The following is a 13,534-nucleotide window of genomic DNA, read 5'->3' as shown; positions in this document are numbered from 1 at the left end:
TATTACCGCTCACCCTGAGCTTGACGAAGGGTTGGGCGGTTCGTGGTTCTGTCCGAGTTCACCACGCGCGGATTTTCACATCTATCCAAGATAGGTTTTTCAGTCGCCGCCGCCCATGTCGGCATGGAGAAAGCAAGGGCTGCGCGCTGCCCGACGGCGAACAGATGCTCGCACGCCGCCGTCGGCAGCAGATCCCGCAGCTCCTCATGGACCCCGATCAGATCCCCGGCCGGCCAGCGCCAGCACGCGCAGCACCGTGTGCTCGTCGGTCGTGACCGGCTGGCGGCAGCAGGGTGGGGCGACGCGAAACGGCTCCGGCCACACCGAGACGGCGGCCGCCATCAACAGGCCGATCCGCGCTGCGCCGTTCTGGACACCGAAGCGCTGGAAAGCCGCCTCAAGCCCCTGGCTGGGGTCGACGCCGGAAAGCGTGGCGCGCACCCAATGGCGTATTCCCCAGAGCATCAAGCGTTGCTGGCTGCTGAGCTCCGGGACCGTTGGGGCGCGGAACACCGTTTCGATATCCTGCATACGAACTCCATCTGCGAATAGTTCGCAAGTATGGCTATTCGTATTTAAGAGTCAATCGCAAAAACGCAGCGAGATCAGCCGCCGCAGAAGCTCGGCATCACTACGGGCGCGGAGCCCTGACGCTGGGTCCACTGGCCGTTCTCGCCGCGATAGGCTTGCCCCGGCCCGACCCGGTCGCGGAAAAGCTGGCAGGCGGTGGCGGCAGCGACCTCGTTGATGGTCACGCCGCGCTTGGCCGCGAGGTCGGTGTATACGGCTTTGCGCTTGATGTTGATCTGGTCGACCCGTGCCTTCAGGTCGGCGTCGCCGCCGGAGACCAGGCCCAGGTAGCCGTCCGCCTGCTCGCCAACCTTGCCGGCGTTGCGGGCAGCCTCGATCACCGGGTCGGCGGTCTGCGCCAAAGCCGGCGCAGTGACAGCGATCAAGGCAGCAATAAGGGTGGTGCGCAGCATCGTGTCTCCAAATCTCAAAATACAGCGGGGTTGTTCTTGATGAGGTCGCGAACGTCCTTCTCCAGCCGGATGACCACCTCCTGCTTGATGTTGACGTTCAGGTTGATCTCGATCGGCTTGTCCGGCGCCTGCACCTTCACGCAGGCCGAAAGCCCGAACAGCGCCAGGCTGGCCATGACCGCGGTACGCGGAATTGTCTGCACTCTGTGTTCCCGCATTCCTTGTGTCCTTTGCCTGTCGTGCGTGCGTCCAGTCTGGAACCGGAGCAACCGAGGGTGAAGCGTCATCACGCCAACCGATGGCGCGAACCTGATCCCGGGTCAATGTGTAGTCTGCCCCTGAACACCCCATGAACGCCCTTGTTCATTGCGGTGCTGCGCCGGGAATTTCGTCCGTATCGATCGGGCGCGCCTGCTCGATCACCTTGCGGGCGTCGAACAGACCGGAGGCAGTATTCAGCAAACCGCGAAACGGCGCGCGCACCGTCACGTTGAACTTGAACGGCAGGCCGTCCGCCTTGATCGGCAGGCCGCCGGCAGGGCTGACTGGCGTCTGGTTCTCGCCTGAGAAGCGTATGGCGGCGACGATCTCGCCGGCCAGGTCGCCGTTCAGGTCAAGTGCCGCGGTGTCGTAGCGAAAGCGCTGCAGGGCGTCGAAGGCGAGCTTGCTTGGCCCGGTGACTTCCTTGCCGACCTCCCCACATATTGAATCAGGCCGCCACCCGGCTGCGTGGTGATGCGCCCGTTCTCGATCCGCAAGGCCGCGCCCTCTGCAACCATGGGAAACGCGCCGTCGAGCCGCCCGGTCACGCGCAGATTCTTCAGGTCGAACTGTTCGAGCAGCAGGGCGGCGTCCATGTTCGCAGCGCGGAAGGTCACGCGCTGGGTCCCGGCGGCTGGATCGATGACTACCGGCTCCAGGAACAGGTCGCCGCCGGCGAATGGCCAGCGCGCATCCTGCACGTTCAGATGAAAGCCGGGCAGCAGCTGGAAGCGCAGCACGCCGTGCGCGACCTCGACTCCGGGGTTGATGCTGTCGATCGTCACCGTCTGGTTCAGCGGCGAGTGCGGTGCCAGCAGATCGTCGAGGGCGATTTCGCCGTTGATGCCGCTGATCGGGCCAAGCGCCGCCGTCGCGAGGCTCACATTCTGAAAGGCGATCGCGCCCTTGGCGGATATGGCTTGGCCCCAGGCGAAATCGGCATTTGCCGTGACCGTGCCGCTGACGTTCTCGACCTGGCCGCGCGCCAGTTCGGTCAGCTCGTAGGCCTCAAGCTCTGGGGAGAAGGTCAGGCCGTCGATATCGACTCTGGCCGCCCCTTCCGCCGTGCCGAGGTCGTGCCCGAACCGGAGACGGCCGATACGCTGCGCCTTGGCGTGCAGCAACAGCGCGCCGTCTCCCTTGATGGTCTTGCCATCATAATCAGCACGGACGTCCGACAGGCGGATTGGCGCAAACGGCGGGCGCGGATCGGTGTTGCGCACCAGTGCCGTCGCATTGCGCACCCGCACGGTGCCTGTGGCATCGAGGGTCGCGGCAAGCGCCAGCCCGGAGACGGTTACCGGCTGCCCGGCGATGCTGGCTGCGCCCCGGAGAGCATGAGATCGGCGCTGCCGTCTTGCCAGCGCAGCGACAGGGCATCTGCCTGGATCGCGGCCGTATTGGGCGAAACCTCGGCTGCCGCGCTCAGGTGTCTGCCGTTGAGGACGAGGATCGGGCTCTTCGTCGAGCCCGAAAGCGCCAGCGCAATCCGGGCCGGCGCCAGAGTAAGCCGCGCTGCCTCCTGCCGGACGACCAGGGAGAAAGCGCAAGTGTCGCCTGACTGCGAACCGCGCCGTTCGCCGCGAGTGCAAACAGGGCCGCCGGCGGCACATACCCTGGCGGTTGCGGGACCAATATCGAGGGTTTGTGCACGCAGGCGGGCGACGCTGAGGGTCTGGCAGCCGCCGGCGCGCGCACGCCGCCATCGGGATCGATGTCGAGGGCGATCGGCGCGCGCAGGCCCTCGATGCGGGCTGCTTCTGTGTGCAGCGACGCCGCCAGGTGCGAGGCAACGCGTGCCCCGGCTGGCGACAGAGCGAGCGTGGTCTTGCCCAGCGCCAGGTCCAGATCCTTTGTGCGCCAGCGCACCGGGTTCAGTGTTAAGACCCCACAGAATGCCCATCGGGTCGAAAGACGATATCGGTCGCCTGCCCGGAGACAGCCGGCAGGCCGACCGGCGTCAGCCGGAACGCGGCGCTGCCGTCGATCCGCAAGGACGGCACGGCGATCCGCAGGTCGCGCGCATCCACGGCTGCCAGGTCCCCAGGTGCAGGCTGTGCAGGCGCAGAGCGCCAGCATCGTCCCGCCAGGCCAGCGTGGCATCGGCGCGCGCGGTGATCCCTTTGGCCAGCGCGTCGGCCGTCTGCGCCAGCCCGGTTTTCAAGGGGTCCAGGGAGATGCGGGGAGGCTGGACACGCCGGCCCGAAGCGGCGCGAGGCTTGCTGCATCCGGGCGGGCCTGCGTGGCGGATGCCTGCAGGCGCAGCCATGCCGCGTTGCTGCTGGGCGTAAAGGTGATCAGGCCCTGCGCGCGCACCATGTCGGCCCGCCCGCCCGGCAGGCGGGTATCGGCGCTGCGGACCGCCCAGGCACCCGCGACGGCACCTTCCTCCAGGGGCAGCGCACCCTGAAAGGCAAGTGCTGCCCGCGTCGCCTGCCCATATTCGGGCGCGTGCACGTTGGTTGCGGTTGCCTGCGCTGCGACCAGCAGGCGATTGTCGCGCAGAGTGGCCCGGGCAGTCAGGCGCACGCCCTCGATACGCGCCCCCGCGTAGGACAGGCGCGCTGAAGTACCGGAGACGCGCGCATGGAAAGTTTGCGCGGGGATCCTGGCCGTACAGACGCAAGGCGACCGGCCCCGCCGGTGTTGCAAGTTTTACGCGTGCGTCGCTTAACTGCAGGTCGTAATCCGGCAGGCTGAGCGGCTCGTCGCTTGGCGGCGGCACGAGCGCCTGCAGCGCGCCCAGGTCGAATGTGCCATCGGCCCGCACTGTCGCATGCAGTGTTGCGCCTTCGGCAGAGATACGAACGACCCGCGGCGTAAGGCCAAGCGCGTAGTCGATGGTGATCCGCCGGGCAGACGCACCCTCCGTCCGCCCCAGCGCGATATTCTCAAGCACGACGCGGCGCGTGCCGAGCTGCGCGATTTCGAAGCGGGCCGCGACGCCTCTGGACGAGAGATATTGGCGCACGCCTGCCGCCGTCAGCGGCTGACGCCCTGCCCAGAGGGCTGCGAGCGCGGCAACGGGCAGCGCCAGCCAGAGGAATCGCCGGTATCTCATCAGTCCGGTTTTAGCGGATCGGGCGTCGGGCGATACGCTTATTCCTTCGGCACCGGGCGCGGACGCCCATCTTCCCCGATCGCGACGAACACGAAAACACCCTGGGTCACGACCATTTCCTCCATGGTGCCACGCCGTTGCACCATCACTTCAACGTCGATCGTCAGCGATGTGTTCCCGACCCGGCGCACATCCGCATAGACCGAGAGCAGATCGCCGAGCAGGATCGGGCGCAGAAATTTCATGCCGTCGATGGCGATGGTCGCGACCGGCCCTTTGGCGCGAACGCCAGCGGCGATGCCGGCCGCGATATCCATCTGCGAGAGAATCCAGCCGCCAAAGATGTGGCCGTTCATGTTGATGTCGGCCGGGCGGGGACAACCCGCAGCACGGGGTTACGCATTATGGTCTCCATTTTGGGAATCGCTGCTTTTGTCGGCGAGATCGTCGTAGCCGCGGCGCGCGCTGTAGAACACCAGCGCCATCAGCCCCGCGCCGAGCAGGAACGTCAAGACGACGCCGATCCCGAGCGCGATCATGCCATGCAACGGCAGGTCGATCCGGGGCCACGCGAACGAGTCGCGCCAGATCAGATATCCCGTCGCCAGCAGTGCAGCGCACAGGGCGGCTGCGATCGACAAGGCGCGCATTTCTCTCCTCCATGACGCGGTTAAGGACGATTTGCCATTGCATTGGCGCGTCAGTTCGCGATGATATTCTCCCAAGTCAAGGGAGTGAGCCGCAACAGGCGGACGCAAGAACCGCCGGGCGACTGCAGAGCGCTTGTAATCCGGAGGAGGATCCCATGACGATAGCGCGCATTCTGAAGAACAAGGGCGGCACCATCGTCACGGTGCCGCAGACCATGCCGGTCATCGGCGTCGCCAACGTGCTGCGGGAACGCGGGATCGGCGCCGTGCTGGTGACCGATGTGTCCGGCGACCTGATCGGCATCGTGTCTGAACGCGACATCGTGCGCGGCCTGGCGACGCTGGGCGGCGAACTGCTCGAGAAAGCGGCCGGCACCATCATGACCTCGCCCGTCATCACCTGCACGCCGGAGGACACTGTGCAGTCCGCCATGGAACTCATGACGAGTCGGCGTTTCCGCCACTTGCCGGTGATCGACAACGGTCGCCTGACCGGCATTGTCTCGATCGGCGATCTGGTCAAGCTGCGGATCCAGGCGGCGGAGCAGGAAGCTGGCCATCTTCGCGAATATATCGCCATGGCGGGGTGATGCGCGTTTCCAATCGGCAAACACTGAACTGCGCGACCAGAGGATGTTAGCTGTCATCATTTCCCTATATGGGTGCCTGTAACGGAGCGCACTTGGCGCTCTTAACGGGAGTAAGGGCAATGATCAGCTTGAGAAAGTCCGACGCACGGGGCCATTTTGACTGGGGCTGGCTGGATACCCGGCACAGCTTCTCTTTCGGCGATTATTATGACCCCAGTACATGGGCTGGTCGGATCTGCGCGTCATCAACGAGGATATCGTCGCACCGGGGACCGGGTTTCCGACCCATGGCCATAAGGACATGGAGATCATCACCTATGTGATCGATGGGGAAATCGAGCACAAGGACAGTACCGGAACCGCTGCGCGCATCGCAAAGGGCGAGATTCAGCGCATGTCGGCCGGCACCGGCATCCGACACTCCGAATATAACGCCAGCAGCAGCGCGCCCCTGCACCTGTTGCAGATCTGGGTTCACCCGGAGTCGCAGGGTATTGCACCGGGGTACGAACAGGTCGACCTGTCCCGCAGCCCCGACGCGCAGGAGCCGGTACGCCTGATCGGTTCGCGCGAGGGGGTGCCGGCCAGGTCAAGATCCACCAGGACCTCAACCTCTACAGCGGGCTGCTCATGGCCGGCCAGACCGGCCATGTCTGGCTTGGCGAGAAGCGCAAGGCCTGGGTTCAGATCGTCTCTGGTGCGGTTAACGTCAACGGCGTGCATGCCACTGCTGGCGACGGCGTCGCGGTCAGCGAGCATCAGGAGCTGGTGTTCGTGGGCGACAGCGACGCCGAATTTCTGGTGTTCGACCTGCGCGGCTAGGGTCAGGACCCATTAACAACGAGGATCGTGGTGGCGGCACGCGGGATGAGATGGCAGGAGAAGCGCCGAAAGCGGGGCCTGCCCCCGGTGAGGCGCTTCGACGAACCAGATCGCCCGCGTGCCGCCATCCGCAGGACGCGGCGCTTTTGGCGTGCAGGTTTGTTGCTCGGTCGTTGAATATGTTCAATATTCGCCTCCCTCGCGCCTGCCTGCGCGCCAAAATCGCCAGCGCCACGGCCTCATTCTTAATGGGTCCTGACCCTAGAATCCGACTCCAAAGAGTGAGAGCCTTTCTTATCGTTTTCGCTTGAGCCACTTCAACACAAGTGCCTCAATCTCAGTCGGAAAGGTTCTAGACCATGATTCACGCCCTCGGTTGAAGCACATATGCTTCAACCTTAACCGATCAGGCTCTAATGCGGGCGGGCACCGTTATGCGGGTCGACTACCGGCGGGACGTCGCGATCTTCGTCCGACTCTGCCTTGGTGGCTGCTGCGGCCGGCGGGTGCGGCAGATCGCGTGTGCCGAATTTCAGCAGCGTCTCCCACCGGCTGTCCGCCATCTTCAGGTTGATGAAGCCGACCCGCAGGTGGTTCTCGATCTTTGCAGCAGGTGCAGGGCTTTGCCGAGCGTCCCGAACAGCACGCCGATCAACAGACCGTTGGCGATCATGTTCAACTGCTGCAACAGCACGCCGGCCCCAATGCCAACGAGCGTCGCCATCACACCGATCACATAAAGCAGAATATGCATGGAAGGCGGGGTCCCCAGTGCCGGAATCGGCGCACCGTAACGCGCCACGTCCGAAATAGCTGTGAACACTTGCGGTTAACCCTTTCCTACTCCACCCCAAGCACGTTGCCGCATCCGGACGAATGGAGTAGAGGCATCCGCGATTGTTTACAGTGCAATATTGTTGCGACTTGGCCCGGCTATTCCGACAGGAGAAACTACATGAGCGTTGCGGTTCTGGTCACCGGCGGGCGGGCTACATCGGCAGCCATGCCGTGCTGGCGCTACGGGATGCCGGGTATACGCCGGTGGTCATCGACAACCTCAGCACCGGCTTTCGCTGGGCGACGCCGGACGACACGCCGTTCTACGAAGCCGATATCGCCGACGATGCAGCGCTCGACCGGATCATCGACGCGCACGGCATCGGCGCCATCATGCATTTCGCCGGCTCGATCATCGTGCCGGAGTCGGTCAGCGATCCGCTTAAATATTATTTCAACAACACGGTCAAAAGCCGCGCCCTTCTCGAAGCGGCGGTGCGCCGCGGGTCAGGCACTTCATTTTCTCGTCGACGGCTGCCGTCTACGGCATCCCGGAGGTGACGCCGGTGCGCGAGGACATGCCGACCGCACCGATCAATCCATACGGGTCGTCAAAGCTGATGACCGAGACCATGCTGCGCGACACCGCCTTCGCGCATCCGCTGAACTATGGCGTGCTGCGCTATTTCAACGTCGCCGGTGCCGACCCCAAGGGCCGCACGGGCCAGTCGACCCGCAACGCCACCCATCTGATCAAGGTGGGCGTCGAGGCGGCGCTGGGCAAGCGCCCGCACGTCCAGGTGTTCGGCACCGACTACGACACGCCGGACGGCACGGGCGTGCGCGACTACATCCACGTCATGGACCTCGCGGAGGCGCATGTGATTGCCCTGCGCGAACTGATCGAGAAGCCGGCGGACTCGTTCACGCTCAACTGCGGCTACAACCGCGGTTTTTCTGTGCTGGAAGTTCTGGACGCGGTCGACCGGGTTTCAGGGACTAGGATCGCGCGCATCCTGAGCGAGCGCCGCCCCGGCGACCCCGCAGCGCTGGTCGCGGACAACAGCCGCATCCGCGAGGCGTTCGCCTGGCAGCCGCGCTACGGCAACCTCGATTTCATCGTCGAGACCGCGCTCAAGTGGGAGAGAGACCTTGACTCACGCGTTCGTTAAGCAGCCGCACCGCTCGCTGGCCGGTCAGAAACTCGCCGAAGTCGCAAGCGCCGTCGCCGAACGCCCGATCATGGCGCTGTTCGCGGACGATCCCCAGCGCTTTGCAGCCTGCAGCCTGCGGGTCGGCCCGCTGCTGTTCGATTTTTCCAAAACCCACTATTGCGCCGCGATCCGCGACGCCGGGCGCGCGCTCTGGCAGGCCGCCGGATGGCGCGGCGGCGGATGCCCTGATTGGTGGCGGCATCGTCAATCCGACCGAAGGCCGGCCGGCGCTGCATACGGCGACGCGGGCTTCCGCGCGCCGGCTGTGGCCGCCAACGGGGACAGAATAGCCGAGGACGTGGCGAGCGCCGACGCCAAAATGGCTGCGGTCGTCCAGAACGTGCATGCTGGCGACTACACGGCGATCATCCACATCGGCATCGGGGCTCGGTGCTCGGGCCGGCGGTGATTGCGGACGCCCTGAGGCTCGGCACGCCGGGCCGCTACGATCTGCGCTTTCTCCAACATCGACGGGCACGCCTTCGAGCAGGCGATCGCGGGCTGGACCCCGCGCGCACCCTGCTGATCGCCTGCTCCAAGACCTGGACCACGCTGGAGATGCAGACCAACCTGGCGCAGGCGCTGGCCTGGAAGCAGGCGGCCGGGGTCACCAATCCCTATGCGGACGTGGTGGCAGTCACCGCGCGGCCCGATCTGGCGCAGGCGCAGGGTGTGTCGCCCGAGCGGATCGCCCATTTCGGCGCCTGGGTCGGTGGCCGCTATTCGCTGTGGTCGGCGGTTGGCCTGCCGGTCGCCCTGCATTACGGCCTGCCGGTGTTCGAGGCCCTGCGGGCCGGCGCGCGGGAGATGGACGCGCACATGGCGGACGCGCCGCCCGAGGCCAACGCGGTGCTGATTTCCGCGCTCATGGGCTTCCTCTACGCCGGGGTCTGGGGCCGGGCGACCCGCGCCGTGATGCCCTATGATCAGCGACTGAACCTGCTGGTGCCATTCCTGCAGCAGCTTGAGCTGGAGAGCGATGGCAAACGCGTCGACCACGACGGCGATCCTTACACCGGCCCTGCCATGCCGGTGGTCTGGGGCAGTGTCGGCACGGATGCGCAGCATGCGGTGTTCCAGTGGCTGCATCAGTCGAGCGACTGGTGCCCGATCGATTTCATCGCGGTGAAGACCCCGAACCACGGCCATGCCACGGCGCATCAGGCCCTGCTGGCGAATTGCCTCGCCCAGTCCAGTGCGCTGCTGCGCGGCCGCGCAGACGGCGTCGATGCGGCGCAGGTCTCGCCCGGCGACCGTGCCTCGACCACCATCCTGCTTGACCGGCTGGACGCTCATGCGCTCGGGGCGCTGCTGGCGTTCTACGAGCACCGGACCTTTGCCTGGTCGGTGCTGATGGGCGTCAACTGCTTTGATCAGATGGGCGTCGAGCTCGGCAAGCTGATGGCGCGCGACCTCACGGGACCGATGGCGGGCGCACCACTGCCGGCCGGCTGGGACGCCTCGACTGCCGGGCTGATCGCCGCCCTGCGCTAGAGCATGATGACATTAGGTTGAACCATGCGTCATTGCGAGGAGGCCGATAGGCCGACGCGGCAATCCATGAAAAGATGAGCGTTCCTGGATTGCTTCGGCTTTCCGCCTCGCAATGACGACTCTATCTAAAGTCATCACGCTCTAAAGCACATTTTTCTTGACATTTATAACCATATGGGTTATATGATGGAGCGTCCCTGCAGCCCTTGATCACGGTCGGCAGGGCGGCAGCCCGGTGCCCTCCCGCACCGGGGCGACCGGCGCGAAGCCATCCGGTGATACAGCCGAAGCTTCGCATAGACCGCTCGCGGCCAACTGGGGCACGTGTCCCGTGCAAAGTCCGTGCAGGCGGTCCCCGCCTGGAGTCACACCCGAAGCGGACGGGAAGGCCGGAGCATCAGACAAGTCTGGACGCGACTTGACCTGACCAACCACCCAAGTCGTCCAGCCCCGGATGCCCGTGACAGATAAGCGCCGGTCGTTCCCCTGCCCAAGAGCCTGATCGATGGCAACAAGGCCAGACGTGCGCCTGCAAAACCGCTGATTCTCCCCTCCCGCGCGCGGAAGGGGTGACCGCAGGCCAGGGTGGGTGCATTGCCCCTCACCAGAGAGAGGGAGACGTGGCTCAACCTGATGAGATCAACCTCTTGCCTTCAGGCCCGGGTGAGCACCCGGGTGTCGACGAAGCTGCGGCTGCCGTCTTCGGTCAGGCGCACGGCGGTCAGGACGCCGGAGGCATAGCGCCGGTGTCGATGCCGATCCGGTTCGGTCGATCATCGACGCTGTTCGAGACGCTGTGGCCATGGACGACGACCATGCCGAAATCCTCCCGCGAGGATAGAAACGGTTCGCGGATCCACAGCAGGTCGTGCGGACGCTGTTCCGCAAGCGCGATGCCGGGGCGAACGCCGGCATGGGTGAAATAATAGTCTCCGCGCTGCCAGTTGTTTTGAGGCGGGACATCCACTCGACATGCGCCTGCGGGATCGCCCGGCGCGCCTTGTTGAGGATGAGCTGCGAATTCTCGTTGAAGACGTCCTGCAGGGTCAGGCCGTAGGAGATCAGGGTTTCGCGCCCGCCGTAATGCAGCCAGCTCTCGAACGTCTCGAGATCCGGGCGTTCGCCCAGCACCTCGAGCATGATCTGTTCGTGGTTCCCGCGCAGCAGGATGGTCTCCGGCCACTCCTCCTGGAGCGCCATCAGCCGCTCGACCACCTGGGCGGAGGACTGGCCGCGGTCGACATAATCGCCGAGCATGACGATGTGGCTGCGGATGCCGCGGCGCGCCTGATCGTGGCAATCGGCCAGGATAATGGCCAGCAACTCGTTCAGCAGGTCGAGCCGGCCGTGAACGTCGCCGATCGCGAAAAGCTGCTCGCCTGGCGGGGTTGTCGCGATCTTGGCCGGTTCCTTGCGTTTGAACAACTTCGAGAACATGGGGTACCCTGAGTGTGACGCGCTTCAAGCATACCGCGCATCATGTGTAAATGTGGCCCTTGCGCGGTGGTTTGTCGAGCGGATGCGCCATATTGATTACGGCGACGCACACAATCGCCGCAACCGCGTCTCCGGCTTGACTCCTGCGGGGAATTTCCATAGGGCATCGTCCTCGCAGCTCGTGTCCCGAATCTGAAATCCGTTACACGCGATATAATGTCCGGTTGGATTTCAGCTTCGAAAAGGACACGAGCAAATCATGGTTTGTCGTGTCGTTTATAGAATCGAAGTTCGCTGGGCCACCCGATATCATCGTGTGGCGAACATCGATTCCGCGACACGAGACCGCTTTGGACACTCGTTATGAAGATTCGCAATTCGCTGAAATCGCTGAAGGCCCGCCACCGGGATTGCCGCGTGATCCGTCGCCGCGGTCGCACCTACGTCATCAACAAGACGCAGCGTCGCTTCAAGGCACGCCAGGGCTGACCCGACGGCGCTTCGCCGTCGTCTTCCTGCAGATCGTCATTCTGGGCCGCCCGCACATTGCCGGCGGCCTTCATGTTTTAGAGCGATTTCCAGTCAGATGGCATCATCTGACGATTAAGAAATCGCGGCAAAACAAAAGCATAGAGCGATTTTCGCTCTAGAGTCTGATGACATTACGTTGATCCATGCGTCATCGCGAGGCTGCCCTGCAGCCGCGGCGATCCAGCGAACAAAGTTAAAGTCTCTGGATTGCCACGTCGCCTACGGCTCCTCGCAATGACGATTCCATCAAATGTCATTGCGCTCTAATCTCAGGCGTAGAGTTCGTCGCCGGTCAGTTTGGCGATGTGCAGCGTGTTGGTCGAGCCGGCGATGCCGAACGGATAGCCGGCCACCACGACGATACGGTCGCCGCCCTGGGTCAGCTGCGAGCGCAGGGCCATCCGCTTCGATTTGGCGATCATCTCCTCGAAATCGACGACGTCGCGCGTGTGGATCGAGTGCACGCCCCAGACGATGCCGAGCCGGCGCGCGGTCTTGAGCTCCGGCGTCAGGACCAGGATAGCGGTCGCGGGGCGCTCGCGGGAGACGCGGATCGCCGTCGAGCCGGATGACGTGAAGCAGCAGACAAGCTTGGCGGACACGGTCTGCGCGACCTGGGCGGCGGCGCGGGACAGTGCGTCTGCAGCCGTCGACTCCGGGTCCGTGCGGGTCAGGTGCATGCGCGCGGAATAGCTGGGGTCCGCTTCCACCTGCCGGGCGATCGCGTCCATCATCGCAACCGCTTCGATCGGGAAAGCGCCGGCGGCCGACTCCGCGGACAGCATCACCGCGTCCGCACCGTCATAGATGGCGTTGGCGACGTCCGAGACTTCGGCGCGGGTCGGCGTCGGCGACTGGATCATGGACTCGAGCATCTGGGTCGCGACCACGACCATCTTGCCCTTGGCGCGGGCCTGCTCGACGATGCGCTTCTGCGCTGCCGGCACCTCCTCAGGCGGTAATTCGACGCCCAGGTCGCCACGCGCCACCATCACGGCGTCCGACACATCGAGGATCGCCTCGATATCCTTCAGGGCTGAGGGCTTTTCGATCTTGGCAAGCACCCCGGCGCGGCCATCGATCAGACGTTTGGCCTCAACCACATCCTCCGGGCGCTGCACGAAGGACAGCGCGATCCAGTCCACGTTGTGCTGCAGGGCGAACTGAAGGTCTGAGTGGTCTTTTCGGTCAGCGCCGCCAGCGGGATCACCGCATCCGGCACGTTCACGCCTTTGTTGTTGGAGATCTTGCCGCCGACCAGCACGCGGGTGACCAGGCGGGTCTCGCTCGCCTCCGTGACTTCGACCTTGACCTTGCCGTCGTCGATCATCAGCCGCTGCCCGACTTCCAGCGCGGCAAACAGCTCCGGATGCGGCAGGTGGACGCGGGTCGCGTCGCCGGGGGTCGGGTCGGCGTCGAACACGAAGGTTGCGCCATTTTCCAGCAGCACCGGCCCATCGGCGAACTGGCCGACCCGCAGCTTGGGGCCCTGCAGGTCAGCGAGAATGGTGAGCGGCCGGCGTTCCTCGCTTTCGATCTCGCGGATCGTCTCGATGAGGGCCCTTGTCCGCCTGTGAGCCGTGCGACATGTTGATGCGGAACACGTCCACGCCCGCCTCGATCAGCTTGGTTACCATCTCCTTGGTGTTGGAGGCGGGGCCGAGCGTGGCGACGATCCGGGTGTTGCGCTGACGTGGCTGAAAGGACATGCGAT

16 protein-coding genes and 5 pseudogenes are annotated in these 13,534 nt (G+C 64.8%); 7 read left to right on the top strand and 14 right to left on the bottom strand.

Features of this window, described 5'->3' with window-relative positions:
• Positions 1–204: 204 nt before the first annotated feature.
• The 10 genes and pseudogenes from E6W36_RS05890 to E6W36_RS05845 form a co-directional block, all read right to left on the bottom strand.
• Positions 205–531, bottom strand: a complete 327-nt coding sequence (locus E6W36_RS05890; protein WP_222874041.1) for a hypothetical protein — start codon at positions 529–531, stop codon at positions 205–207.
• A gap of 74 nt (positions 532–605) precedes the next feature.
• Positions 606–983 (bottom strand): YdbL family probable chaperone protein, encoded by a 378-nt coding sequence (locus tag E6W36_RS05885; protein ID WP_222874040.1) that lies wholly within the window; start codon positions 981–983, stop codon positions 606–608.
• A gap of 14 nt (positions 984–997) precedes the next feature.
• Positions 998–1,159: a YnbE family lipoprotein gene (locus tag E6W36_RS05880; RefSeq protein WP_246048184.1), complete on the bottom strand. Its 162-nt coding sequence runs from the start codon at positions 1,157–1,159 to the stop codon at positions 998–1,000.
• Positions 1,160–1,346: 187 nt separating this feature from the next.
• A pseudogene (locus tag E6W36_RS05870) lies at positions 1,347–2,467 on the bottom strand (intermembrane phospholipid transport protein YdbH family protein).
• A 202-nt stretch (positions 2,468–2,669) separates the two neighbouring features.
• Entirely contained in the window at positions 2,670–3,113 is a 444-nt protein-coding gene (locus E6W36_RS05865) for a hypothetical protein (protein WP_222874037.1), read from the bottom strand.
• A 91-nt stretch (positions 3,114–3,204) separates the two neighbouring features.
• Entirely contained in the window at positions 3,205–3,408 is a 204-nt protein-coding gene (locus tag E6W36_RS05860; protein ID WP_222874036.1) for a hypothetical protein, read from the bottom strand.
• A complete protein-coding gene (locus E6W36_RS05855) occupies positions 3,405–3,773 on the bottom strand; it encodes a hypothetical protein (RefSeq protein ID WP_222874035.1) in 369 nt (122 codons plus the stop codon). Before E6W36_RS05855 ends, E6W36_RS05860 begins: the two co-directional genes overlap by 4 nt.
• Positions 3,774–3,849: 76 nt before the next feature.
• Positions 3,850–4,305: pseudogene (locus tag E6W36_RS23950) on the bottom strand (intermembrane phospholipid transport protein YdbH family protein); the annotation flags it as partial.
• A 38-nt stretch (positions 4,306–4,343) separates the two neighbouring features.
• The gene (locus E6W36_RS05850) at positions 4,344–4,661 is read right to left on the bottom strand and encodes an acyl-CoA thioesterase (RefSeq protein ID WP_222874034.1); all 318 of its coding nucleotides are present in this window, start codon (positions 4,659–4,661) and stop codon (positions 4,344–4,346) included.
• 39 nt (positions 4,662–4,700) lie between these two features.
• Positions 4,701–5,063, bottom strand: coding sequence for a hypothetical protein (locus E6W36_RS05845; protein ID WP_222874033.1), 363 nt, complete (start codon positions 5,061–5,063; stop codon positions 4,701–4,703).
• Between the two features lie 47 nt (positions 5,064–5,110).
• Here E6W36_RS05845 and E6W36_RS05840 point away from each other — a divergent pair, with 47 nt between their 5' ends.
• The 3 genes and pseudogenes from E6W36_RS05840 (at position 5,111) to E6W36_RS21850 (ending at position 6,367) form a co-directional block, all read left to right on the top strand.
• Entirely contained in the window at positions 5,111–5,545 is a 435-nt protein-coding gene (locus E6W36_RS05840; RefSeq protein ID WP_222874032.1) for a CBS domain-containing protein, read from the top strand.
• Between the two features lie 220 nt (positions 5,546–5,765).
• Positions 5,766–5,960: pseudogene (locus E6W36_RS23060) on the top strand (pirin family protein); the annotation flags it as partial.
• A 215-nt stretch (positions 5,961–6,175) separates the two neighbouring features.
• Positions 6,176–6,367 carry a pirin family protein gene (locus tag E6W36_RS21850; protein ID WP_246048183.1) on the top strand — a complete coding sequence of 64 codons (192 nt, stop codon included), beginning with the start codon at positions 6,176–6,178 and terminating at the stop codon, positions 6,365–6,367.
• 413 nt (positions 6,368–6,780) lie between these two features.
• On the opposite strand, the gene E6W36_RS05830 is transcribed toward E6W36_RS21850, so the two are convergent.
• Complete coding sequence (locus E6W36_RS05830) at positions 6,781–6,930, bottom strand: hypothetical protein (RefSeq protein WP_222874031.1); 150 nt, start codon at positions 6,928–6,930, stop codon at positions 6,781–6,783.
• A gap of 2 nt (positions 6,931–6,932) precedes the next feature.
• The gene (locus tag E6W36_RS05825) at positions 6,933–7,190 is read right to left on the bottom strand and encodes a hypothetical protein (RefSeq protein ID WP_222874030.1); all 258 of its coding nucleotides are present in this window, start codon (positions 7,188–7,190) and stop codon (positions 6,933–6,935) included.
• Between the two features lie 132 nt (positions 7,191–7,322).
• Here E6W36_RS05825 and galE point away from each other — a divergent pair.
• The 3 genes and pseudogenes from galE (at position 7,323) to E6W36_RS05810 (ending at position 9,852) form a co-directional block, all read left to right on the top strand.
• Positions 7,323–8,316 (top strand): annotated as a pseudogene (galE, locus tag E6W36_RS05820) (UDP-glucose 4-epimerase GalE).
• Positions 8,297–8,767: a glucose-6-phosphate isomerase gene (locus tag E6W36_RS05815; protein ID WP_222874029.1), complete on the top strand. Its 471-nt coding sequence runs from the start codon at positions 8,297–8,299 to the stop codon at positions 8,765–8,767. Before galE ends, E6W36_RS05815 begins: the two are co-directional and overlap by 20 nt.
• Entirely contained in the window at positions 8,749–9,852 is a 1,104-nt protein-coding gene (locus E6W36_RS05810) for a glucose-6-phosphate isomerase (protein WP_222874028.1), read from the top strand. Before E6W36_RS05815 ends, E6W36_RS05810 begins: the two co-directional genes overlap by 19 nt.
• 639 nt (positions 9,853–10,491) lie before the next feature.
• Here the strand turns inward: E6W36_RS05810 and E6W36_RS05805 are convergent.
• Positions 10,492–11,289 carry a metallophosphoesterase gene (locus E6W36_RS05805; protein WP_222874027.1) on the bottom strand — a complete coding sequence of 266 codons (798 nt, stop codon included), beginning with the start codon at positions 11,287–11,289 and terminating at the stop codon, positions 10,492–10,494.
• Between the two features lie 363 nt (positions 11,290–11,652).
• On the opposite strand from E6W36_RS05805, the gene ykgO reads away from it, so the two are divergent.
• A complete protein-coding gene (gene ykgO / locus E6W36_RS05800; protein ID WP_222874026.1) occupies positions 11,653–11,778 on the top strand; it encodes a type B 50S ribosomal protein L36 in 126 nt (41 codons plus the stop codon).
• 311 nt (positions 11,779–12,089) lie between these two features.
• On the opposite strand, the pseudogene pyk reads toward ykgO, so the two are convergent.
• Positions 12,090–13,529: pseudogene (gene pyk / locus E6W36_RS05795) on the bottom strand (pyruvate kinase).
• Positions 13,530–13,534 lie beyond the last annotated feature (5 nt).

The sequence above is a fragment of the Hankyongella ginsenosidimutans genome (genome assembly GCF_005144965.1).
Taxonomy (GTDB): Bacteria; Pseudomonadota; Alphaproteobacteria; order Sphingomonadales; family Sphingomonadaceae; genus Hankyongella; species Hankyongella ginsenosidimutans.
This window is presented reverse-complemented; position numbering and strand designations above follow the sequence as displayed.

What these genes read in the sequence shown, in the direction of transcription:
- E6W36_RS05890 (WP_222874041.1), bottom strand. Translation starts at nt 531, where the DNA reads ATGCAGGATATCGAAACGGTGTTCCGCGCCCCAACGGTCCCGGAGCTC.
- E6W36_RS05885 (WP_222874040.1), bottom strand. Translation starts at nt 983, where the DNA reads ATGCTGCGCACCACCCTTATTGCTGCCTTGATCGCTGTCACTGCGCCG.
- E6W36_RS05880 (WP_246048184.1), bottom strand. Translation starts at nt 1,159, where the DNA reads ATGGCCAGCCTGGCGCTGTTCGGGCTTTCGGCCTGCGTGAAGGTGCAG.
- E6W36_RS05850 (WP_222874034.1), bottom strand. Translation starts at nt 4,661, where the DNA reads ATGAACGGCCACATCTTTGGCGGCTGGATTCTCTCGCAGATGGATATC.
- E6W36_RS05840 (WP_222874032.1), top strand. Translation starts at nt 5,111, where the DNA reads ATGACGATAGCGCGCATTCTGAAGAACAAGGGCGGCACCATCGTCACG.
- E6W36_RS21850 (WP_246048183.1), top strand. Translation starts at nt 6,176, where the DNA reads ATGGCCGGCCAGACCGGCCATGTCTGGCTTGGCGAGAAGCGCAAGGCC.
- E6W36_RS05830 (WP_222874031.1), bottom strand. Translation starts at nt 6,930, where the DNA reads ATGGCGGACAGCCGGTGGGAGACGCTGCTGAAATTCGGCACACGCGAT.
- E6W36_RS05805 (WP_222874027.1), bottom strand. Translation starts at nt 11,289, where the DNA reads ATGTTCTCGAAGTTGTTCAAACGCAAGGAACCGGCCAAGATCGCGACA.
- ykgO (WP_222874026.1), top strand. Translation starts at nt 11,653, where the DNA reads ATGAAGATTCGCAATTCGCTGAAATCGCTGAAGGCCCGCCACCGGGAT.